The sequence below is a fragment of the Bacillus massilinigeriensis genome, from assembly GCF_900117315.1.
In the GTDB taxonomy this organism is placed as follows: Bacteria; Bacillota; Bacilli; order Bacillales; family Cytobacillaceae; genus Bacillus_BE; species Bacillus_BE massilionigeriensis.
This window is the reverse complement of the sequence record NZ_LT630337.1, coordinates 2,445,114-2,465,840: the sequence shown is the minus strand read 5'-3', so window position 1 is coordinate 2,465,840 and position 20,727 is coordinate 2,445,114. Positions and strand designations below refer to the sequence as shown.

20 protein-coding genes, 1 pseudogene and 2 other annotated features are annotated in these 20,727 nt (G+C 37.0%); of the genes and pseudogenes, 16 read left to right on the top strand and 5 right to left on the bottom strand.

Annotated elements, in window-relative coordinates; genetic code table 11:
- Positions 1-5: 5 nt before the first annotated feature.
- A complete protein-coding gene (locus BQ6100_RS12240; RefSeq protein ID WP_075981882.1) occupies positions 6-1,286 on the bottom strand; it encodes an MFS transporter in 1,281 nt (426 codons plus the stop codon).
- A 220-nt stretch (positions 1,287-1,506) separates the two neighbouring features.
- On the opposite strand from BQ6100_RS12240, the gene BQ6100_RS12235 reads away from it, so the two are divergent.
- The 8 genes from BQ6100_RS12235 (at position 1,507) to trpA (ending at position 9,292) form a co-directional block, all read left to right on the top strand.
- Positions 1,507-2,142 (top strand): MOSC domain-containing protein, encoded by a 636-nt coding sequence (locus BQ6100_RS12235; protein ID WP_075981881.1) that lies wholly within the window; start codon positions 1,507-1,509, stop codon positions 2,140-2,142.
- 82 nt (positions 2,143-2,224) lie between these two features.
- Positions 2,225-2,497 (top strand) — a binding site (T-box leader).
- A 41-nt stretch (positions 2,498-2,538) separates the two neighbouring features.
- Positions 2,539-2,829: a binding site (T-box leader), on the top strand.
- Positions 2,830-2,901: 72 nt separating this feature from the next.
- Positions 2,902-4,287 (top strand): anthranilate synthase component I, encoded by a 1,386-nt coding sequence (gene trpE, locus BQ6100_RS12230; protein ID WP_075981880.1) that lies wholly within the window; start codon positions 2,902-2,904, stop codon positions 4,285-4,287.
- A gap of 3 nt (positions 4,288-4,290) precedes the next feature.
- Positions 4,291-4,890, top strand: coding sequence for an anthranilate synthase component II (locus BQ6100_RS12225; protein WP_075981879.1), 600 nt, complete (start codon positions 4,291-4,293; stop codon positions 4,888-4,890).
- A complete protein-coding gene (gene trpD / locus BQ6100_RS12220; RefSeq protein ID WP_075981878.1) occupies positions 4,874-5,899 on the top strand; it encodes an anthranilate phosphoribosyltransferase in 1,026 nt (341 codons plus the stop codon). Before BQ6100_RS12225 ends, trpD begins: the two co-directional genes overlap by 17 nt.
- Positions 5,900-6,688, top strand: coding sequence for an indole-3-glycerol phosphate synthase TrpC (gene trpC, locus BQ6100_RS12215; protein ID WP_075981877.1), 789 nt, complete (start codon positions 5,900-5,902; stop codon positions 6,686-6,688).
- Complete coding sequence (locus BQ6100_RS12210; protein WP_075981876.1) at positions 6,688-7,311, top strand: phosphoribosylanthranilate isomerase; 624 nt, start codon at positions 6,688-6,690, stop codon at positions 7,309-7,311. The genes trpC and BQ6100_RS12210 overlap by 1 nt, the downstream gene beginning before the upstream one ends.
- The gene (gene trpB, locus BQ6100_RS12205; protein WP_075981875.1) at positions 7,308-8,510 is read left to right on the top strand and encodes a tryptophan synthase subunit beta; all 1,203 of its coding nucleotides are present in this window, start codon (positions 7,308-7,310) and stop codon (positions 8,508-8,510) included. The genes BQ6100_RS12210 and trpB overlap by 4 nt, the downstream gene beginning before the upstream one ends.
- Positions 8,510-9,292, top strand: a complete 783-nt coding sequence (gene trpA / locus BQ6100_RS12200) for a tryptophan synthase subunit alpha (RefSeq protein ID WP_075983556.1) — start codon at positions 8,510-8,512, stop codon at positions 9,290-9,292. The genes trpB and trpA overlap by 1 nt, the downstream gene beginning before the upstream one ends.
- A gap of 161 nt (positions 9,293-9,453) precedes the next feature.
- On the opposite strand, the gene BQ6100_RS12195 is transcribed toward trpA, so the two are convergent.
- Together BQ6100_RS12195 and BQ6100_RS12190 are read right to left on the bottom strand one after the other, a co-directional pair.
- Positions 9,454-9,894: a hypothetical protein gene (locus BQ6100_RS12195; protein ID WP_075981874.1), complete on the bottom strand. Its 441-nt coding sequence runs from the start codon at positions 9,892-9,894 to the stop codon at positions 9,454-9,456.
- A 75-nt stretch (positions 9,895-9,969) separates the two neighbouring features.
- Positions 9,970-10,629 (bottom strand): CAP domain-containing protein, encoded by a 660-nt coding sequence (locus BQ6100_RS12190; protein WP_075983555.1) that lies wholly within the window; start codon positions 10,627-10,629, stop codon positions 9,970-9,972.
- A gap of 460 nt (positions 10,630-11,089) precedes the next feature.
- On the opposite strand from BQ6100_RS12190, the gene cdaS reads away from it, so the two are divergent.
- Positions 11,090-11,686 carry a sporulation-specific diadenylate cyclase CdaS gene (cdaS, locus tag BQ6100_RS12185; protein WP_075983554.1) on the top strand — a complete coding sequence of 199 codons (597 nt, stop codon included), beginning with the start codon at positions 11,090-11,092 and terminating at the stop codon, positions 11,684-11,686.
- Between the two features lie 113 nt (positions 11,687-11,799).
- Here cdaS and BQ6100_RS12180 read toward each other — a convergent pair whose 3' ends face one another.
- Positions 11,800-11,910, bottom strand: a complete 111-nt coding sequence (locus BQ6100_RS12180; protein WP_075981873.1) for a YjcZ family sporulation protein — start codon at positions 11,908-11,910, stop codon at positions 11,800-11,802.
- A 338-nt stretch (positions 11,911-12,248) separates the two neighbouring features.
- On the opposite strand from BQ6100_RS12180, the pseudogene BQ6100_RS22015 reads away from it, so the two are divergent.
- The 5 genes and pseudogenes from BQ6100_RS22015 to BQ6100_RS12160 all read left to right on the top strand — a co-directional run.
- Positions 12,249-12,986: pseudogene (locus BQ6100_RS22015) on the top strand (HAMP domain-containing protein); the annotation flags it as partial.
- Positions 12,981-13,928: a methyl-accepting chemotaxis protein gene (locus BQ6100_RS22010; RefSeq protein ID WP_390622440.1), complete on the top strand. Its 948-nt coding sequence runs from the start codon at positions 12,981-12,983 to the stop codon at positions 13,926-13,928. The pseudogene BQ6100_RS22015 and the gene BQ6100_RS22010, both read left to right, overlap by 6 nt.
- Before the next feature lie 168 nt (positions 13,929-14,096).
- Positions 14,097-15,644: a spore germination protein gene (locus BQ6100_RS12170; RefSeq protein WP_235816522.1), complete on the top strand. Its 1,548-nt coding sequence runs from the start codon at positions 14,097-14,099 to the stop codon at positions 15,642-15,644.
- Entirely contained in the window at positions 15,637-16,749 is a 1,113-nt protein-coding gene (locus BQ6100_RS12165; RefSeq protein ID WP_075981871.1) for a GerAB/ArcD/ProY family transporter, read from the top strand. Before BQ6100_RS12170 ends, BQ6100_RS12165 begins: the two co-directional genes overlap by 8 nt.
- Positions 16,724-17,977 (top strand): Ger(x)C family spore germination protein, encoded by a 1,254-nt coding sequence (locus BQ6100_RS12160; RefSeq protein ID WP_075981870.1) that lies wholly within the window; start codon positions 16,724-16,726, stop codon positions 17,975-17,977. The genes BQ6100_RS12165 and BQ6100_RS12160 overlap by 26 nt, the downstream gene beginning before the upstream one ends.
- A gap of 43 nt (positions 17,978-18,020) precedes the next feature.
- Here BQ6100_RS12160 and BQ6100_RS21275 read toward each other — a convergent pair whose 3' ends face one another.
- Positions 18,021-18,164, bottom strand: a complete 144-nt coding sequence (locus tag BQ6100_RS21275; protein WP_159433154.1) for a hypothetical protein — start codon at positions 18,162-18,164, stop codon at positions 18,021-18,023.
- A gap of 92 nt (positions 18,165-18,256) precedes the next feature.
- Between BQ6100_RS21275 and BQ6100_RS12155 the strand changes: the two genes are divergently transcribed.
- Both BQ6100_RS12155 and BQ6100_RS12150 read left to right on the top strand, forming a co-directional pair.
- Entirely contained in the window at positions 18,257-18,901 is a 645-nt protein-coding gene (locus tag BQ6100_RS12155) for an HD-GYP domain-containing protein (protein WP_075981869.1), read from the top strand.
- Between the two features lie 170 nt (positions 18,902-19,071).
- Entirely contained in the window at positions 19,072-20,619 is a 1,548-nt protein-coding gene (locus BQ6100_RS12150; protein ID WP_075981868.1) for an FAD-binding protein, read from the top strand.
- The last annotated feature ends 108 nt before the right edge of the window (positions 20,620-20,727 follow it).

Below are 20,727 nucleotides of genomic sequence, written 5' to 3'. Positions count from 1 at the left end.
TGGTTTTATGAGGTTTTTTTGTCTGGTTTGATGGATATCAAGGTTAGAAGGACGCAAAATGCCGCTAATCCACAAAGAATATAGAACAATATGTTCTCTGTTTTTGCCATTAAAACTGCCATGATTGGAGGCCCTGCAGCTACTCCAATGAATCTCATTGAACTATAGATTGAGGTAATTGTACCTCTTTGCTCCTTTTCGATTCCCTCGGTAATTAATGCGTCTAAACAAGGAAGACTGACGCCAATGCCAATACCACCAAGGACAAACAGACCAAGAAGGAACCAAAGTTGGTCCGAAAAACTTAAAATAGCTGTTGAAATTGAAAGCAATGCAATTCCTGAAAAGGTAATCCACTTCATCAAAATTTTATTTTCTTTAATTTTTTTTCCTGTAATAAAGGAGGAGAGACAAAGAGCCCCAAGGGGAATTGCTAATAATAAGCCTTTTTTTACATTGGTTATTGCATATTTCTTCTCTAAAACATCAGAAAGATAGAAAAGAACCCCAAATAGGATAAACATTAAAATAGCCCCTATGGTAAATATTGCGAATAACCATTTACCATTATGGACAAATATTTTCTTTATATTATTAATAAATTGCTTAAAGGGAATTGATTCAGCTTTTGATTTTGGACTTTTTATAAAGAAAATCATCAGCAATAAAGAGATAGCACAAAAAATGGGTATAGAGAAAAATGGGATATACCAGATGATTCCTGCTAGGAATGCTCCTAAAATAGGGCTTAACACCTTACCAAGGGTATTGGATGTTTCAATGATTCCGAGGGTACTGCTTACCTCTTCTTCATTTTTATACAAATCCCCCACTAAAGGAAGTACAATGGGAAAAGCACCTGAAGCGCCAATTCCTTGTAAAGCTCTTCCAAGTAATATTACCATATACGCATCCTCCATCTTCCATGCCGCCCATCCTGCAATAAATCCCCCGATTCCAGTCAATATAAGGCTTGGAATAATTACCTTTTTCCTTCCAATATGGTCAGATAAATAACCTGCAATTGGAATTAGAATAATCGCTAGGATGGAATATACGGTAATAATCATACTTGTTTGGAAGGAAGAAATATTTAAATGCTTTTCCATTGAAGGCAAAACAGGAATGAGCATGGAATTTCCTAAGGTCATAACAAGAGGAATAGAGGATAATGCCGCAATGACAAGAAATTTCCCGTGTAATTTTCCACCTTTAGATTTTCCGCTTGATTGCTGATCGGTTTTATTCATTGGTTTACTGGATTGAAACTTCTCTATATGTTCCATTTTCAAACCTGCCTTTTGATTATTATCCAATTTCCAGGGAGCATTTCAAAAATAAAAAATCCATTTGTAAACATATGATTAATATGAACCAAATGACGAAAACTCATGAATAAAACGGAATCCTTTATTTGGAATTCAGTTTTCGTAGTAATTGGCAAATGGATGAAGTAAAGTTAAAATATAGGTGAAGGTTTGAATACTATTGAACTGGGTGAAATATATGGGGAAAATTATTAGTTTAAGTATAGGGATGCCGAAAAATGTTATCTGGAAGGGGAAAAACGAAGAATCAGCAATCAATAAAAAAAGGGTCCAATCTGCCTTCTTAAGAAAGCAAGGATTTATCGATGATGATGTTGCTAATCATAAATATCACGGTGGAGCCGATCGTGCCGTTTGCGTCTATCCTTTCGAACATTATGCTAAATGGGAAAATGAATTTAAACAAAGCTTCGAACCTCCTTCTGTTGGGGAGAATCTATGTGTGACTGAAATGCTGGAGAAGGATGTTTATATAGGAGATACATATTCCATTGGAGAAACCATTGTACAGATTACACAAGGAAGAATTCCTTGCGATAAAATCTCTAAGCACAATGGTGTGGATTCTTTGTTGAGTAGAATGGTTGAAACCGGATATACAGGATATTTTTTTCGTGTAGTACAAGAGGGTTTGATAGAGGAGAGCTCTCAGGTCAAATTAATTGAACGTACACAAGAAAAAGTCTCTGTTCTCTATGCCAATCAAATTATGTTTCACGATCGGAAAAATAAAAAAGCCATCGAAGAAATATTGGCGGTAAAAGAGCTTGCGGAAAAGTGGCTTGAAAGCTTGGAGAAAGCCTATTATAAATAAATCCTGTTATTTAAAATAGTATAAAAAATTCGGAATTATCTTGACAATCATTGGAATAAGAATTAAGATGATTTCATTAATAAAAATGGCAATGAGGAAGAGGAGTAGCTTAAAAAGGAATTTAAAGAGAGCTGATGGATGGTGCAAATCAGTGATTCGTTTTAGGTGAATGGACTTCTGAGCCCCAAACCGAACCCTTTAAGGAAGTAGGCCTTGGCGAGTGGTCTCAACGTTATATGAGACGGATATTAAAGATTACAAAGGAATCCCATGGACTCCAAGTAAATCAAGGATATCCTTAAAGTGAGCTAATGTTAGCTAATAAAGGTGGCACCACGGGTTTCTCGTCCTTTTTTTTGGATGGGGGCCCTTTTTGTGTTTATAAAAAAATAATATCAAAAATCGTCGAGTAAGAAGAGTACAATGAAAAGTCATTGTTGCAGAGAGCCGGATTGGGTGAGAACCGGTACAAGGAATTCATTGGAATGGGCTTACGAGAGGCTTCTTGAACCTTTAGTAGGGAAGCACGGAATTCCACCGTTATTGGGATAGGGTATGGGTAGAGTGAAAGGAAATCGAAGTGCAGGAATCGGTACTGTACTATTCTCGTCTATAGTACCCGAAAAGTGGAAGCATGTATTTTTGCTTCAACATGAGGTGGCACCGCGGTGATTAATCGTCCTCTATATGCACAGTTTTTATGTGTATATAGAGGATTTTTTATTTTCTACCAAATTTTATTTGAAAGGGGAAAGAAATATGGGGCGATCAACCTATGAAAAGAAAGCTCTTGTGGAGGAACTCCAAGGGGATACCTTAACACCAATTTCCATATTCCAAAGGCTAAAAGGGAAAAAGTTTTTACTAGAAAGCTCCTTGAAGCATGAGAACACAGGAAGGTATTCCTTTATCGGAGTAAATCCGACCTTCGAATTAAAGGGGATCAATGGAAAAACGGAAATTTTAAAGGCGCAAGGAAAGGAAATACTTGATGAAAAGCCATTAGAAGTGTTAAAGAAAAAAATCCCGGTGAATACAGAGCTTTGTGATATTAATCTTCCCTTTATTGGAGGGGCAGTGGGCTACGTAAGTTATGATGTGATACGGGATTATGAATACATTGGAGAGGTTCCGATAGATGAATTGGGTGTACCAGATGTTCATTTTATGATGTTTGAGGATGTAGTCGTTTTTGATCATTTAGAGGAGAAGGTTTACTTAGTTGCTGTTCCTTTTAATGAAACGACAACAATCGAACAATTAGCAGAACGTCTTTTAGAAAGAAAGGCTGAAATATTATCAATTGATCCTTTAGAGGCTCCACCATTTACCATTTCATCCTATGAAGCTTCCATCAAACGTGGGGATTACATCAAGATGGTGGAGAAAGCGAAAGAGCATATCTTGGAAGGAGACATTTTCCAAATTGTATTATCACAGCGAATGAATGCTGATTTCCAAGGGGATCCTTTTTCCTTTTATCGAAATTTACGGGTGAAAAATCCAACCCCATATATGTATTATCTGGATTTTCATGATTATGTGATAGCAGGCTTTTCACCAGAAAGCCTAATTAAAGGGAATATGGAAAAGATTATTACGAACCCGATTGCCGGAACCAGACCGCGAGGAAAAACACAGCAGGAAGACCAACATTTTGAAATAGAGCTCCTCCAAGATGAGAAAGAGTTAGCGGAGCACCGGATGCTTGTAGATTTAGGGAGGAATGACATAGGCAGAGTGAGTGACTTTGGTTCTGTTAAAGTAGAAAAGTATATGGAAATTGAAAAATACAAGCATGTCATGCATATCGTTTCCGAAGTAAGTGGGAGGTTAAAGGATTCACTATCACCGATAGATGCTTTAATCTCGTGTCTTCCAGCAGGAACAGTATCTGGAGCTCCCAAAATTCGAGCAATGGAAATTATTAATGAGCTTGAGGATAAGAAAAGGGGAGTTTATTCAGGGGCCATTGGCTATTATTCGATTAACGGTAATATGGATTTTGCTCTTGCCATTCGAACAGCTTTAATCAAGGATCAAAAGGCTTTTATCCAAGGTGGAGCAGGAATTGTTTATGATTCCCTTCCAGAGAAGGAATACGAGGAAACACTTCATAAATTAAAAACGTTTTTGGAGGTATAGCTGTTGATTTTACTAATTGATAATTATGATTCTTTTACATTTAATTTGTATCAATATTTAGGCGAACTTGGTTGTGAGATTGTCGTAAAAAGAAATGATGATTTGACGATTTCTGAAATAGAAGAACTTGCACCAGAAGCCATTGTTATCTCACCTGGTCCAGGTAAGCCAGAGAATGCCGGTATATGTATTGAGGTCATCAAGCAGTTATATAAGAAAATCCCAATTTTAGGAATATGCTTAGGCCATCAAGCGATTGGCTATGCATTTGGGGCAACGATAGAAAAAGCTAGAAATGTTATGCATGGGAAGATTTCTAAGATGACTCATACAGGTTCCTATATTTTTGAGTATTTATCACAGCCAATTGGGGTCATGCGTTATCACTCCTTAATTGTTAAGCCTGAAACACTTGCAGGTGGGTTTAAGGTTTTGGCAAAATCGATGGATGATCAGGAAATTATGGCAATGAAGCATAAAGATTACCCATTATATGGATTACAATTTCATCCGGAATCAGTAGGAACAGAAACAGGAAAGCAAATCCTAAGAAATTTCTTGAACGAAATAGGAAAGGGGAATAAAAATGAGGGATTATCTTGAGCGTATATCTGAAGGGGAATCATTAACTGAATTGGAAATGAGAGAGGCAATAGAAAAAATCTTTGCTGATGAGGTTTCTGATAGTGAAATTGCTGCATTGATGATTGGGTTGAAAATGAAGGGTGAAACAGCACAGGAAATAGCAGGGATTGCAAATGCATTAAGAAGTAAATCTCTAAAATTTAATAAGAAAATTCCGAATGTTATGGATAATTGTGGTACTGGCGGGGATAAATCAAGCAGCTTTAACGTCAGTTCCACCTCAGCTTTTGTTATTGCTGGTGCAGGAATTCCAATGGCGAAGCACGGGAACAGAAGCATCACGAGTAAGACAGGAAGTGCGGATGTTCTGGAATACCTAGGAATTTCGTTGGATTTTTCACAGGAAGCCATTGAAGAATTATTGGAGGAAATCGGGATTGCGTTTTTGTTTGCTCCACATGTGCATCCAAATTTAAGAAGAATTATGAAGGTTCGGATGGATTTACGTATCCCTACTACCTTTAATTTAATTGGACCTCTAACCAATCCAGTGGATCTCGATTCGCAATTACTTGGGATTTACCGAAGTGATTTGATTGACATGTTTGCTGAAGTACTTAAGACGTTAGGTAGAAAACGAGCGGTTGTCCTAACTGGATCAGGGAATATGGATGAGGCCTCCTTACAGGGAGAAACCCAAATAGCTTTATTAGAAAATGGCGAAATCAAGAGAGTGTTGCTCCATCCTGAGGAGGTCGGATTGCCAATTGTTCAAAACGAACAAATTCGGGGTGGGGATGCAAGGGAAAATGCAGATATTTTATTAAGGGTATTAAAGGGAGATAAGAGTCCTTATAGAGATACCGTTCTTCTAAATGCAGGAGTCGCTATTTTTGCAAATGGAAAGGTTGAATCCATCAAAGAAGGAGTTAATCTTGCTGGGGAGATCATTGACTCTGGTGCTGCCCTTCAGAAATTAGAGCTATTAGTAGAGAAAAGCAAAGGCTACAAACTAGGAGTGAGATAAATGGGGACAATTTTAGATAAAATTATTGCTGAAAAAAAGGTTGAGGTTAATAAACTGAAAAAGGATGGCAAGCCTGAGATTGTAGTAGAACGAAAGAACCGTTCCTTCATAAAGAAGCTATCAAAAGCTACGGAAATTTCTATTATTGCGGAGTTTAAACGAGCCTCACCGTCTAAAGGTGATATTAATCCTTCGCTCGATCCAACGGAACAAGCTCAATTTTATACGAATGCGGGAGCTGATGCTGTTTCTATTTTAACCGACTATCCTTTTTTTAAAGGGAGCTTTGATGATCTGCGTGCAATTCGTTCGGTAATTGATCAACCAATATTATGTAAGGATTTTGTTATTGATCCAATTCAAATAGAATATGCCTATGCTTCTGGGGCAGATATTATTCTCTTGATTGCTGCGGCTTTAGATGATCGGGAACTGAAAACCCTTTATCAATATGCACAAGACAAGAATTTAGAGGTATTAATGGAGGTTCACAATGAGGAAGAGCTTGAACGAGTACTAAAAACAGGAAATCAATTAATCGGAGTCAATAATCGCGATTTAAAGACCTTTCACGTTGACCTGGCAGCGACTGAACGATTAGCGAGTGACATCAAGAACTATGGTGCTTTTCTTATTAGTGAAAGCGGTATTAAAACAAAAGAAGATGTTGAAAGAGTGGTAATAGCAGGGGCAAATGGTATTCTTGTCGGTGAAGCATTTATGACTCATCCAAATGTCTCGAAGGCATTGAAGGAAATGAAGATACCTCTCAAAGGGGTGCAAGCCTAATGTTGGTAAAAATTTGTGGAATTATGGATATGGAAACGGCCCGATTTGCTGTCGAAACTGGAGCTGATGCTTTAGGATTTGTCTTTGCAGAAAGCAAAAGAAGGATAACCATAGAACAAGCAAAAGCAATCATAGATCAATTACCAGAAAGCCTCTTAAAGGTTGGGGTATTCGTAAACGAAGACTTATTAACCATTGAAAATATTATTAAGGAAACAGGAATTAATATCGTTCAGCTGCACGGAGATGAAACGCCGGAATATTGTAATAGGGTTTCTGTCCCTGTTGTAAAAGCTATCAGTGTTGCTTCAAAGCATGACCTCATAAATGCACTCAATTATCCTTGTGAATACATCCTATTTGATAGCCCTAAGGAGAAATACCGTGGTGGAAACGGAAAGTCATTTAACTGGGACCTTTTAGAGGATTTTAATAGAGAAGGAAAAAAAATAATCTTAGCAGGTGGATTAAACGAAGATAATGTAGATGAAGCAATTATAAGAGTTAAGCCTGATATGGTTGATGTTAGTAGTGGGGTAGAAACAAACGGAAAAAAGGATTTTAGAAAAATAAAAACTTTTATTGAAAAAGCAAACAAGGTGCAAAGGGAGGAAGTTCGATGAACACATACGCAATGCCAGATAAAAAGGGCCATTTCGGTATTTATGGAGGGAGATTTGTTCCAGAGACTTTGATGACTGCTGTGATGGAATTGGAGGCAGCTTATAAAATGGCATTACAAGATCCAGAATTTCATCATAAATGTCATACTTTGTTAAAAGACTATGTAGGTAGAGAAACACCACTTTATTTCGCAGAAAATTTAACAAATTTCGCAGGAGGTGCTAAAATCTATCTTAAACGAGAGGATTTAAACCATACAGGTGCTCACAAAATTAATAATACGATTGGGCAAGCACTTCTTGCTGTTCGTATGGGGAAGAAGAAAATTGTTGCAGAAACGGGAGCTGGACAACACGGAGTGGCAACAGCAACTGTATGTGCCCTTTTAAACCTCGAATGTATTGTTTTTATGGGAGAAGAGGATATCAAAAGACAAGAGCTAAATGTCTTTAGAATGGAGTTATTAGGGGCGAAAGTAGTGAGTGTCACATCCGGAAGCAGGACATTAAAGGATGCATGTAATGAGGCTCTCAGATATTGGGTTTCAAATGTCAATGATACCCATTATATTTTAGGTTCAGTAATGGGTCCACATCCATTTCCTATGATGGTACGTGATTTTCAAAGTGTCATCGGTGAAGAAACCAAGCAACAGTATTTAGAGAAAGAAGGAAAACTCCCCGATGCGCTTGTAGCTTGTATAGGTGGAGGGAGTAATTCCATGGGGATGTTTTATCCATTTATTAAAGATGAAGGGGTAAGCTTGTATGGAGTGGAAGCTGCAGGCCTCGGAGTTGACACAGACAAACATGCTGCCTCCCTCTCAAAGGGTAGACCAGGGGTATTACATGGAGCATTAATGTATTTGTTGCAGGATGAAGCAGGTCAAATACAAGAGGCATTCTCCATATCAGCAGGATTAGATTATCCAGGAGTAGGTCCGGAGCATTGCTATTTACATGATGAGGGTCGTGTTACTTATGATTCAATCACCGACCAAGAAGCGCTAGAGGGTTTTCAATTGCTGTCTAAATTGGAAGGAATTATTCCTGCTTTAGAGAGTGCCCATGCGGTTGCATTTGCTCTTAAGCTTGCACCGAAGATGAATAAGGAGGAAGGACTTGTCATATGTCTATCAGGGCGTGGTGATAAGGATGTTCAGGCAATCAAAGCAAAGTTAGAAGGGGAGAATAGATGATGAATCGTTTGGAGAAAGTATTTCGTGATTTGAAGAAAAGGAACGAAAAAGCCTTTATCCCCTACATCATGGCGGGAGATGGAGGACTCCATGCCTTAATGGAGAGAATCGTCTTTTTGGAAAAATGCGGGGCTACCGCTATTGAAATCGGGATTCCCTTTTCCGATCCTGTTGCGGACGGTCCAACCATTCAGCAAGCAGGAATTCGGGCACTGCAGCAAGGAACGACCTTAAAAGGGGTATTAGATACTTTAAGGGATATTAGACCTATTGTAGCTGTTCCTCTCATTCTTATGACGTACTTAAATCCTATCTATAGCTATGGAACTCATAAGTTTATTGAAGATGCATCAAAATCAGGTGTGGATGGACTCATTATTCCAGATCTCCCTATTGAAGAGGAAGAAATGCTTGCACCAGAGGTTGAACGGGGTGGAATTGAGCTAATACGACTTGCTACCTTAACCAGCTCAAAGGAGAGAATTGAAGCCATTTCAAGTCGTGGCAAAGGTTTTTTATACGCCGTGACTGTTACAGGAATTACAGGGTCCAGAAATCAGTTTGAAAATGGCGTCTGCCCATATTTACAAAAGCTTAAGGAAATTAGTCCAATTCCAGTATTAGCGGGATTTGGTATTTCATCACCTGAACAAGTGAAGGAAATGACTCGTTATTGTGATGGAGTTGTAGTTGGAAGCAAAATAGTTGAACTGCTTCATGAAGGAAGGTTTGATGAGGTAGAAGCTTTAATAAGAGAATCGAAGTTGGCGGAGATTTCTTAGACCAAAATGAATATTTCAATCAGTATGATAGAAAGCCTGGATAGCCATCCAGGCTTTTTTGGTATTTTCTTTACACGATATGGAATACACTTTTATAATATGATGCCTACACCACTAAATAAATTAAGTGGTGCCAGGCATCTATATTTCTGAGTACAATACTATTGTGAAATGGCTTGACCATTAGGATCGGAATGAAGATAATTAAGTAACGCTTTGGTATCTCCCTCAAAATACAAAAAATGCGAATTGTTCTCATCATCAAACAACATCAAATATGGTTGTTCTTTAATGGGGAAAACAATAATTATTTCATTAACATAGGACTCCATCCATTGGTTTTTTACTAGGACTTGCGGTTCCAAAGGAATTTTAATCATATGCCCCTTTTTAGGTATAGGGTTTAATTTAACATAGATGCGATTAATGCCTTTCAAGTATTTTTCAGCCTCATTCTGGGTCACCTGGCTAACAGGAACGGTCTTAATCACTTTTCCTTTTTCCAAATCAAAAATCTCCACTTGATTTAAACCTTGAGAATGGCCTGAACAAGTGAGTAAAGTAAGGAAAAGAAAGAGAAATAACCATATTTTTTTAATCATGATAAAAAGACCTCACTTTAGTTGAAAGAGGAGAGCCTCCGACCAATGCCCTCCTCTTTCCTTTTATTCCTCTATTTATTTTCCTATAAACATTTGTGTCCAGTGATAGCCTGTTTGGTCAAATCCGACACCGATATGAGTGAAATTACGATTTAAAATATTTTTTCTATGCCCTTCACTATTCATCCAGGACTTCACGACTTCTTGTGGACTCCGCTGTCCTTGTGCAATATTTTCCCCTGCGGACTTATAAGTCACTCCAAAGTCTCTCATCATGTCAAATGGAGAACCATAGGTTGGACTAGTATGTGAAAAGTAGTTGTTTTGCTGCATATCATCAGACTTTTTCTGAGCCACTCCACCTAACTGTGTATCGGCCTTCAAATCAGGAAGGCCATTCTTCCTTCGCTCAGCGTTGGTCAAATTTATGACCTCTTGTGCTGCCTGACTTATTGATTTTGAAGTAGTTGTTGTATCAGGCTTTTTAGTGGCTGTATTTTGATTAGGCGCAGGTGTTGTTTGCTTCTGTTGTGTTGGTGCTTGAGTTACCTGTCTCTGTTGTGTATTTGGTTGCCATTGGTTAGGCACTCCTTGAAAACCAAGATTACCAAACTTACGAAGATCCTCAGGATTTACTCGGACAAATTGATACTTCGCTTCTTGTATAAGAACCGGTCTGGTGTGAGGATAGCTTTTACTGGAAAGAGACGTATTTGCGTCTGAAATGTTTAACATGCCATTTCGATTGTAACGTTTTCCACTGATATCAAAATCGTTGTCTCTATTGTTAATATTGTACTCTTCTGTAAGTGGCCCATCTGGATCGGCACCATTATTATTGTTATTGACACCAAAGCCACGATTGTTATTCATAATACGGTTGTTTTGGTTATCTCGATCATTTGTATTTAAAATATTTGGTCGATTATTATCTGTGTTCATCGCTTTGTTAGTATTACATGCTGTGAGACCTAATACTAATGCTGAGGAAGCGATAAGCATACTGAATTTTCTTTTACCCATTGGAATTGCCTCCTTTGACAGTAATGTAATACATGATTTAGTGTTGTTATTTTTTAAAAAAGTATGGGTGGTAATATTCGAGATATATGGGAGTGAAAAGATGGTTAAGCGTTTGGATAAGGATGATGAATATGGAGAACTTAACAGTAAAGATCATGTGAGGATTGAAAAAATGATGGATAATCAGCAATATAAAAAGGAATTGCAAAGCTACTTGTTAAATATCCATACACAAACCTCAGAAATTTCCAAAACCTTGGAAGATCAAAATTGCTGTATATTGGGGGAAATGGAAAAATTACTAGAACTAGTCGTTGGGGCACAAAGTATAGCATCTTCCTTCTATTTGAAATCTTATTTGTCTCCTTTTACGGATGAATATTCCACTCTTTCAAATGCAGCCTTTCGCTTATCCGAAAAGCGACATGGTGGCTTAATTATTGTTGAAAGAAAGGATTCTGTTGCAAAATTCATCCATAATGGGATACAAGTAAATGCAAAAATCAGCGTTCCTCTTATAGAAACGATTTTTTATCCGGGAAATCCTCTTCACGATGGAGCCTTATACATCAAAAGCGACTTGATTATCTCAGCAGCTAACATTTTACCTCTTACAGAAACTTCCTATATAGGAAGGAAGCTTGGAACTCGGCACCGGGCAGCAATTGGGTTATCAGAAAAAACAGATGCACTAATCATAATAATATCTGAGGAAACTGGTAGAATTTCTTTTGCATTAAACGGAAAAATATTTGTCATACATATATAGTCTTTTATAGATTTTCTTTGAATAAGAGAAATAAACCATGAAAAAGCGCCCATGTAAAAATGGGCGCCTCTCGAAGCAAACTGGTACTAGGCAAACATTTAAGTTAGTATAGTTTAGTATCCTCCACCAACATAAGCAACACCAACAATGATTAACAAAATAAATAATACAACAATTAAAGCGAATCCGCTGTTGTATCCTCCGCCACCACCACTGTAGCCCATAAATATCACCTCCAGCTTGCAAATTCACAGGACCGCAAAAAGCAAAGAAAACCGGTAAGTGTAAACAAAATAAAAAAAGAGATATTTTGCAATCCTGTCAAAATATAGTATGTTGACGGATAACAAAAGCTTGGACATTTCATTTATTTCAATTGCCTTTTTTTAAAGAAATTTTATGGATATCTCTGGAAAAATTATAATTGGGTAAATCAAACGGGTAAATCATTTGAGTAAAGGATGGTAACGCTCACAAATTTTTATGACAGATATTTGTATTTATAGTAAAATATCTATTAATTACATAGATAATTGGGGGAAGAGCCGTGAAGATTTCATCTATGATTAGAGTGATGACTGCAATCATACTTGTTTTAACCTTTATTACTTTTACTAATCTATTTTTTTTGAATCAAGCTATCAACAATCGTACAGCTGCTTTTCAGAACCGGATGGAGCTGCAAAAACTGGGGGATCAACTAGCTTCTACCTCTGACTACCTGGAAAATGAAATTAGAAGCTATGTACAATACGGGGAAATGACATACTTAAATGCTTATTTGAAAGAAATTAATGAAACAAAGACAACGGAGAAAACGATTGCAAGATTAAAAGAGTTAAATGCACCGAAGGATTTAATGATGGTAGTGAATAATGCTTCTAGAGCAAATGATACATTGAAGAAAATGAATCAGGAGGCTATCGATGAAGTTGGCAACCAGCAATATGATACAGCAAAAGAAATTGTTTATGGTAGTGAATATAAAAGTGTAAAGATCTTAGTTAACACCAATATGAATCAATTCCAAAAAAAATTAGATACGTGGATGGAGAAAGAAACAGATAAAACAGATTCGAAAATGAGTCTTTTCCTTAAGACGACTCTAATCATGAATGTTATCCTACTTATTAGTATGATCTCAAACTTACTTATTCTACGAGTCAAAATTAGACCGATGAATCAACTGACAGAACTTTCAGATCGTGTCGCTGAAGGGGATTTGACGGTTGAACAGGTGAAAACAAAGAATACGAAGGATGAAGTTGGACTATTAGCAGCTTCCATTAATAAAATGGTTATCAATTTACAAGGTCTTGTAAAACAGGTTCAATCTACATCTGAACAGGTGGCATCTTCAGCAGAAGAACTATTAGCAAGTTCAGAACAGAGCAGTCGCTCTACAGAGGAAGTGACAATGACAATTCAGCAATTGGCAGTTGGAGCGGAAAACCAAGTACAAAGTATAGAAGAAACGGCTGAAATCATTCAACAAATTGCTGAAAGCTCTAACCAAATTGCCATTAATTCCGAGGATTCATTACAGACTGCAAATATTGCGACTGAAAAGGCAATGGAAGGGAACAAGGCGTTGGAAATTTCGGTTAATCAGATGAATTCGATTCATCAAAGTGTAAATGGATTGGCTGAGGTTGTAAAAGGTCTAGGTGATCATTCCAAGGAAATTGGACAAATTGTTGATGTTATTACTGGTATTGCTGAACAAACGAATTTACTTGCACTCAATGCGGCAATTGAAGCCGCCCGAGCTGGAGAGCATGGACGTGGATTTGCAGTCGTAGCCGATGAGGTTCGCAAGCTTGCTGAACAATCAGCTGATTCTGCAAAACAAATCTCAAATTTAATTGCAGTTATTCAAGCTGAAACAGATAAAGCGGTTCATTCCATGGAGAATACAACAAATGAGGTTGAAGGTGGCATTAAGCTAGTCAATACAGCAGGAACCTCCTTTAATGAAATTCAATCTAGTATTGACCGAGTAACCGAAAAGATTAGAGAAGTATCTTCTGCAGTTGAAGGTATGGCAAATGATACGAAACGTGTAGTATCTTCAGCCCAAATGGTGAGAGAGGTTGCGGAAAAGGCATCATTTGGTACACAAAATGTTTCAGCTTCATCTCAGCAGCAACTGGCTTCTATGGAAGAAATTACGGCATCTGCGCAGTCACTAACGAAGGTTGCAGACGAGCTTCATACACAAATTGGAAAATTCCAATTGTAAAATTTGATATATATATTAATTTCAGAAAACCCTTATTTCAGAGGAAAGATGAATTTCTCTGAATAATAAGGGTTTTTTTGTGTTTTTCTATTTTTTTGTCGAATATCCAAAAAAATCCGTGGCAGAATAAGTTCAGGAAAAGCTTAGAGAAAAAAGGGGGCAAGAGAGTTGGGAAAAACAAAATTGACAAAATTCATTCAAAAGTGGATTAAGAATCCTGTATACCCTCAAGCCTCATCTCAAAAAGAAATCCAAATAAAGGAACAGCCGATATCTGTTCATATCGATGAGATGCTAAAAACATTTAAAGAAATATATCATTCTCCAGACAATGTGGATGTGAAGTTTCGTGAAATAGAAATAAATGGGTTGAAAAAACGAGCAGTTGTTATTTTTATCACCACGATTATTGATGTCAAAGAGATGGAAGATGGTGTGATTAGACCACTTTTGCTAAATGAAGTAAAGGATAAAGAAATAAAGGATATAGTTACTGTCCAAACGGTCGATGAAGTCCAAAAAATTCAGGAAGTTATAAATGCTATCAACAAAGGAAATACAGTTTTATTAGTTGATGGTGATCATACTGCCTATACGTTTAACACGACTAGGATGCAAAGTCGGTCGATTGAAAAAACAGAAAATGAAATAACTTTGAGAGGCCCAAAGGAATCCTTTATTGAAAATCCTGAAGCAAATATTTCTTTAATAAGAAAGAAAATAAAGAATGAAAACTTAGTGGTCGAAACGAATATCGTTTCAAAGAGGGCAAGGAATGATTTATATATTGTCTATGTTCGTGATTTGGTGAATGATCAATTACTAGAAAACGTGAAGAAGAAGATAAAATCAATAGACATAGATTCAATAGGCAATATTAGTATGCTGGAACAATATATTGAGGACCGGCCATTATCTATTTTTCCAACAATCCTAAATACAGAAAGACCAGACCGCGCTGCTGCCTTTTTAGAAGAGGGTTGCATTGTCCTGTTAATGGATAATTCACCATCCAGTCTCATATTGCCTGTTACTTTCTGGTCATTTTATCAAAACCCCGAAGAGCATTATCTTCGCTTTGCAAGTGGCAACTTCACAAGGATATTAAGGGGATTTGCTCTATTTATTTCCGTCTTTTCTTCAGCCATTTATATCGCAGTTACCAATTATCACTCTGAAATGATTCCACCTGATTTACTTTTTGCAATCTCGGCCTCAAGGGAGAAGGTTCCCTTTCCTGGTATTATTGAAATTTTAATTATGGAATTAGCCTTTGAACTCATCCGTGAGGCCGGACTGAGGGTTCCAACACCGATAGGGCCAACGATTGGAATTGTAGGGGCGTTAATCCTTGGACAAGCTGCTGTTCAAGCAAATATTATCAGTCCATTAATTATTATTGTAGTCGCATTGGGTGGACTCAGCTCATTTGCCATCAACGATATAAGCTTTAACTATGCAGTCCGAGTGATGAAGTTTATTTTCATTTTTGCAGCAAATATATTCGGGATTTATGGAATGGTTGCCTTATTCGTAATGGGTCTTCATTATATGGTGACGATAAAATCGTTCGGAGTCCCATATTTTGCACCAATGACTCCAAGATATGCTTCCTCGAGAGGGATGATTTTACGGAGGTTATTAACGAATGAAGTGTATCGACCAGGCTTTTTAAAACCAAAAGACATGGAAAAAAAGGGTAGAAATAATGAATAAAAAGAAGGGTCAAATAGGAATTCGCGAATATGTGGCATTAGTGTTACTCATGATTGGTTCGAAATTATCAGATGACACGGCGGCACTTTTGTATGATAAAATGAAAAATTCAGCCTGGATGGCACCAATCATTGGAGGGATTCTAAGTGTCATACCAATATATTTATTAGTAAAGGTTGTCACAAATTACAAGGATAAAAATTTACACGATGTTCACATTCATTTGTTTGGAAAGTATATTGGTACTATTCTATCCAGTGGTATTTGGTTGGTTGGAACGTACGCCATAATTATTGACACAAGAGGTTATGCGGACATAATTACCAATATATATTTTACAAAAACACCCTTGGCAGCGGTCTACAGTACATTAATTCTTGTGTGTGCTTATTCTGCCAAGAAAGGAATCCAGCATATTAGCTCTGTAGCATGGATGCTTGTACTTTATGTCAAAATAATCTTTGCTCTATCATTATTTTTGGCATTACAAAATACACAACTAAATCGGATTTTCCCCATCCTTGGTCCAGGGGTTAAAACCATTATAAAGGAATCCTTTTTAAAATCCTCCATGTTTTTGGATTTTATTTATCTCGGGTTGGTAGTACCACTGATGTCATCAACAAAGGACTATAAAAAAGGAACCTGGATTGTTCTTTGCTTAGTCATTATTGAATTAAGCGGCTCATTATTGATTTATGAATTAATGTTTGATTATATCCCAATTTCCATGTTGAGTTACCCGTTTCATGAAGCAATTCGCTATATTTCGATTGGGGATTTTTTAACGAATGTTGAGACCTTTTTCTTTCCAATTTGGCTTATTACCTGTTTTATTCGTTTTTCCGCATATCTCTATTTTAGTGCTATTCTATTTGGAGGAATATTTAGGATTAAGAATTTTGAAAAGGTCATTCCAGCCTTGTCAGCATTAGTTTTTATCATTGGAATGATTCCTGAAACGCCGGCATTTACCACCTATGTCTTAAGAAATCAGTTGTTGAATGTCCTATCTCCCATGATTCTTTTTTTTCCATTCCTCTTATGGATTGTTGCAAAAGTAAAAGGAGAGTTTAAGCGTGATCAAACGAATACGAATATGTAATTTATCTTTATGTTTTATTCTATTATTAGGGATTCTTACTGGCTGCTGGGATAAAAGGGAAATTGAAGAATTATCCTATGTTATTGGGATAGGAATCGATAAAGCAGAGAAAGAAGGTCAAATAAAAGTAACTTACTTATTTGCCAATCCAGAGGTCGGCTCATCGCTTATAGGGGGTACCGCAAATGAACCGGCAAGGGAAACGTTAACCTTTACGGCTAATGATTATATTTCTGCAAGAAATACGGCCAATTCAATGATTCCAAGGGAAATCATCTATGATTTACTTAGGATTATTGTTGTATCTGAAGAAATGGCCAGGGACGAGAATTTTATAAAAATTATTTATGACACCATTAAGGATAGAGAAATTAGAAGGGATGTACATTTAGCTGTTTCTAAGGAAAATGCATCTGAATATTTGAATAAAAATAATCCAAAGATTGACACAAGGCCACATAAGTATTTTCAATTTATGATTAATCGTGGGGTAGAAACAGGTATGATTCCAGACTCAGATCTACACCGCTTTTATCTCATCACTGAACAGGATGCTGATTTATATTTATCCATATATACGTCGGCTATTAGGGAAGATACGAAGACGGAAAATGAAGATGAATACATAGCGGGACAGTTACCTACTAAAGGTGAGGCTAACAAAACTCAATTTTTTGGCTCAGCTGTTTTCAAAGAAGGTAAGATGATAGGAACATTAGATGGTGAAGAAACGAGAATCGCCGGTATTTTAGATGAAACAACCGACCTTAATGACGTATTAACGACATTTCCTGACCCTTTTAATGAAAAAGAACGAATATCAACGAGGGTAATAAAAAAAGAGCGAAACAAGGTGAAAATGAATTTAAGAGGATCGAAACCAAAAATAAGAATAGAAATACCTTTAATTGTTGAGGTCCTTTCAGATCCGGAAATGGTTGATTATGCTGAAAATGAAAAGAACCGTGAGATTCTAAAAAGAAAAATAACCGAGAGTCTGAATAATATCTATAGACAGTTTATAAAAAAATCCCAGGAAGAGTTCAAGGCGTGTCCTTTCTCCTTATCGGAGGAAGCTAGAAAGTATTTTAAGACCATTAAAGAATTCGAGGATTTTGATTGGATGAAAAGCTATCCAGAAATGGACATCGAAGTGAGTGTCAAAATTAGGTTGGGGGAATTCGGTGAACAAACCAAATTACCTAGCTTAAAAGAAACGAGAGATTAGAAATGAATGTAGTCTTATTTTTTGTTTTCCTAGTGCTAACATTTTACACATTTAGATTTTCCTTTTCAATTTGGAAGGAAAAAAACAAGGTGGGTGCAATTGCGGTGATGGTATTGGCTGCAGCAATAATAATCTTACCTTTTTTCACCATATTTAAATAATAAATACTTATTTTGAAAAAATTCATATTGTGTTCATCAAATTACTTTTATTTTGTTATGTTCTTCTGATATGATTTATATGCAAACGTTATCACTTTATTTTTTAGGATGGACAACTATGGCAGAATGGAACTCAAACGAACTAAAATTACTTTTAAAGAATTTATTGGAAAAGGATGATTTGACCCTTCTTCATTCCTACCGGGTCACCAAGATGGCAGTTTCTTTTGCTGAGTATTTACAACTTAATGATTTAGAAATGAAGACGATTGAACTTGGTGGTTTATTGCATGATATCGGAAAGATAAATATTACTGAGAACATATTAACGAAAAAAGGTAAGCTGGATCCAAAGGAATATACAGAAATTAAACGTCATCCACTTTATGGAGTGGACCTATTAAATCCATTTTCATCATTAAATCAAAAGATTAAAGACATGGTTTTATTTCATCATGAGCGATGGGATGGGTTGGGTTATCCGTATGGGTTAAAAAATGAGGAAATTCCTTTATTAGCACGTGTGTTAACATTAGTTGATTCACTAGAAGCAATGACGGGTAAGCGTCCTTATCGCTCCTCTATGTCATGGCAGGAGGCTTACGAAGAGGTGGAAAGAGGGAAAGGAACACAATTTGATCCTAAGGCAACTGAATTATGTTTGAAATGGATGGAAAACTTCAATCACGTGAATGAAGTAAGTCCAGAAATGAAAATTAATAAATATAATAAACCAGTCAATATAGACAGGATCCATGGATGATAACAAGAATCCATGGATTTTTTTTGGTCAATAACTAACACGGAAGGAATAGAATAGGAAAAGGGTTATTCATACTCGTGTTTGCTTGAGATGAAAAGGTAAATTACTGTAATGGAAAACCATCCGTTAAACTACTCACTTTAACAGGCCGTTAAGGGGTGCAGGCATCTATGGGTCAAAAATGGGACAAAAGCTATGATGTAATCGTGATTGGATTTGATGCAGGAAGCTTGACAGCTGCCATAACAGCCAAAATAAATGGAATGGAAGTTCTAATCATTGGGAAGAATGAGCATTATTGTGAAATTTGGCCGAGATTTGAAGGGGAGATATGGATTCCAAATAATTATGATGGACATCAGGTGGGGGTTGGAGATTCTTTTGAAAGGGCTAGGGCATATCTTAATAGTTTTAATGGATGTAATAATAATGAAACCATTACTGAAAATTTCCTATATCGTAGTCCAGAGATGATTGCCTTTTTACAAAAATACACACGCCATGTTCGCTTTCAACTCCTACGCCATTATCCCGATTATTACCCTGAGATACTTGGAGGTTTAACAGGAGGAAGGACTTTAAGAATAAGAGATTTTGTATTAAGGATATGGAGTAAGGAATCAATCGATGGGTTAGTCAATGGCGAAGAACCATCTAGTCATAAGGGAACTAGAAAAACATGGTGGCCAGTATCATTCAAATGGAAAAGGCTATCTACATTCAAGCAATCCATGAAGTTGGGGAAAAAAATTCCTTCTGCTTTTTCAATGTTTATACGGTATTTTTTAACAATAAAAGACCTGGACATTGAGTATTGGCTGTCTTCTTCCCTTCACCGCCTCGTATTCCACCAGGGGAAAGTTAGTGGAGTTATTGTTGAAAGAGGAGGACAGAAGTTTGCGCTCGAAGCTCGAAAAGGGGTCATTGTCAGTTCAGAAGGATTAATGGAGATTTTCAGACAAACATCAATGGTGAATGGGCTATATAAGGGTTCTCTTTTTCAACCAGATATTGAAGTACTTAATGGAAAAAGAGGTGTTCTAGATGTAAACCGTGAATTTCGTGAATTGCTGGAGGTTTTTAGAGGGATTCCAAATAGTTACATAGTGGATAACCAGGCCAAGAGGTTTTTGAATGAGGCAGCCCCAGAACAAATTGTCTTGCAAAACTTGTGTAAAAGAGTAAAGGGCCTCGCTCAGTTTTGGCTTATCACTGATCAAACAGGACTAGACCAATTTAATAGGGAGTGTAGAAGGAAAGGGTTGGTTTTGAAAAAGTTTCAAATCCAACAAGGAAGTACGCTAATAGAGCTAGGAAGAAGGACTCACATATCGACCGAACAACTCACAACTACTGCATGGAGGTTTAATGGCTTTGCTCGAAAAGGGAAGGATGAGGATTACTTTCGAGGTGCAAGCCAATACGAAAATTATTTTGGGAATAAAAAGCTACTTAATCCTAATCTTGCACCAATTGAAAACCCACCATTCTATGCAATAGAAATCGAATTTGATCCAGAGGTCCACTCGAGCTATTTTCAGATTGATGAGGTTGCTAGAGTCTTAAATAAAAAGGGTGAACCAATTGAAGGTCTGTTTGCAATAGAAGATCCTTTTGTATTCTCCCCAGAAGGGTTTGAGCCAGGAAAGGGTGCGGGGCAGGCCTTCTCGATGATGTTAGGGTATGTTACATCTAATTTTATTGGGAGAAATGGATGAGTACTTAGGATAATATCCGGGATATTGGTCTAGAATCACGTATCGCGGATAAATAAGAAAAATCGCGGATAAATCGGAAAAATCGCGGATAAAATCACCAATCGCGCG

Bases quoted from the DNA above. Each gene is read 5' to 3' on its own strand.
- BQ6100_RS12240 (WP_075981882.1), bottom strand. From the start codon at position 1,286: ATGGAACATATAGAGAAGTTTCAATCCAGTAAACCAATGAATAAAACC.
- BQ6100_RS12235 (WP_075981881.1), top strand. From the start codon at position 1,507: ATGGGGAAAATTATTAGTTTAAGTATAGGGATGCCGAAAAATGTTATC.
- trpE (WP_075981880.1), top strand. From the start codon at position 2,902: ATGGGGCGATCAACCTATGAAAAGAAAGCTCTTGTGGAGGAACTCCAA.
- trpD (WP_075981878.1), top strand. From the start codon at position 4,874: ATGAGGGATTATCTTGAGCGTATATCTGAAGGGGAATCATTAACTGAA.
- trpC (WP_075981877.1), top strand. From the start codon at position 5,900: ATGGGGACAATTTTAGATAAAATTATTGCTGAAAAAAAGGTTGAGGTT.
- BQ6100_RS12210 (WP_075981876.1), top strand. From the start codon at position 6,688: ATGTTGGTAAAAATTTGTGGAATTATGGATATGGAAACGGCCCGATTT.
- trpB (WP_075981875.1), top strand. From the start codon at position 7,308: ATGAACACATACGCAATGCCAGATAAAAAGGGCCATTTCGGTATTTAT.
- trpA (WP_075983556.1), top strand. From the start codon at position 8,510: ATGAATCGTTTGGAGAAAGTATTTCGTGATTTGAAGAAAAGGAACGAA.
- BQ6100_RS12195 (WP_075981874.1), bottom strand. From the start codon at position 9,894: ATGATTAAAAAAATATGGTTATTTCTCTTTCTTTTCCTTACTTTACTC.
- BQ6100_RS12190 (WP_075983555.1), bottom strand. From the start codon at position 10,629: ATGTTAAACATTTCAGACGCAAATACGTCTCTTTCCAGTAAAAGCTAT.
- cdaS (WP_075983554.1), top strand. From the start codon at position 11,090: ATGATGGATAATCAGCAATATAAAAAGGAATTGCAAAGCTACTTGTTA.
- BQ6100_RS12180 (WP_075981873.1), bottom strand. From the start codon at position 11,910: ATGGGCTACAGTGGTGGTGGCGGAGGATACAACAGCGGATTCGCTTTA.
- BQ6100_RS22010 (WP_390622440.1), top strand. From the start codon at position 12,981: ATGGTTATCAATTTACAAGGTCTTGTAAAACAGGTTCAATCTACATCT.
- BQ6100_RS12165 (WP_075981871.1), top strand. From the start codon at position 15,637: ATGAATAAAAAGAAGGGTCAAATAGGAATTCGCGAATATGTGGCATTA.
- BQ6100_RS21275 (WP_159433154.1), bottom strand. From the start codon at position 18,164: ATGAATTTTTTCAAAATAAGTATTTATTATTTAAATATGGTGAAAAAA.
- BQ6100_RS12155 (WP_075981869.1), top strand. From the start codon at position 18,257: ATGGCAGAATGGAACTCAAACGAACTAAAATTACTTTTAAAGAATTTA.
- BQ6100_RS12150 (WP_075981868.1), top strand. From the start codon at position 19,072: ATGGGTCAAAAATGGGACAAAAGCTATGATGTAATCGTGATTGGATTT.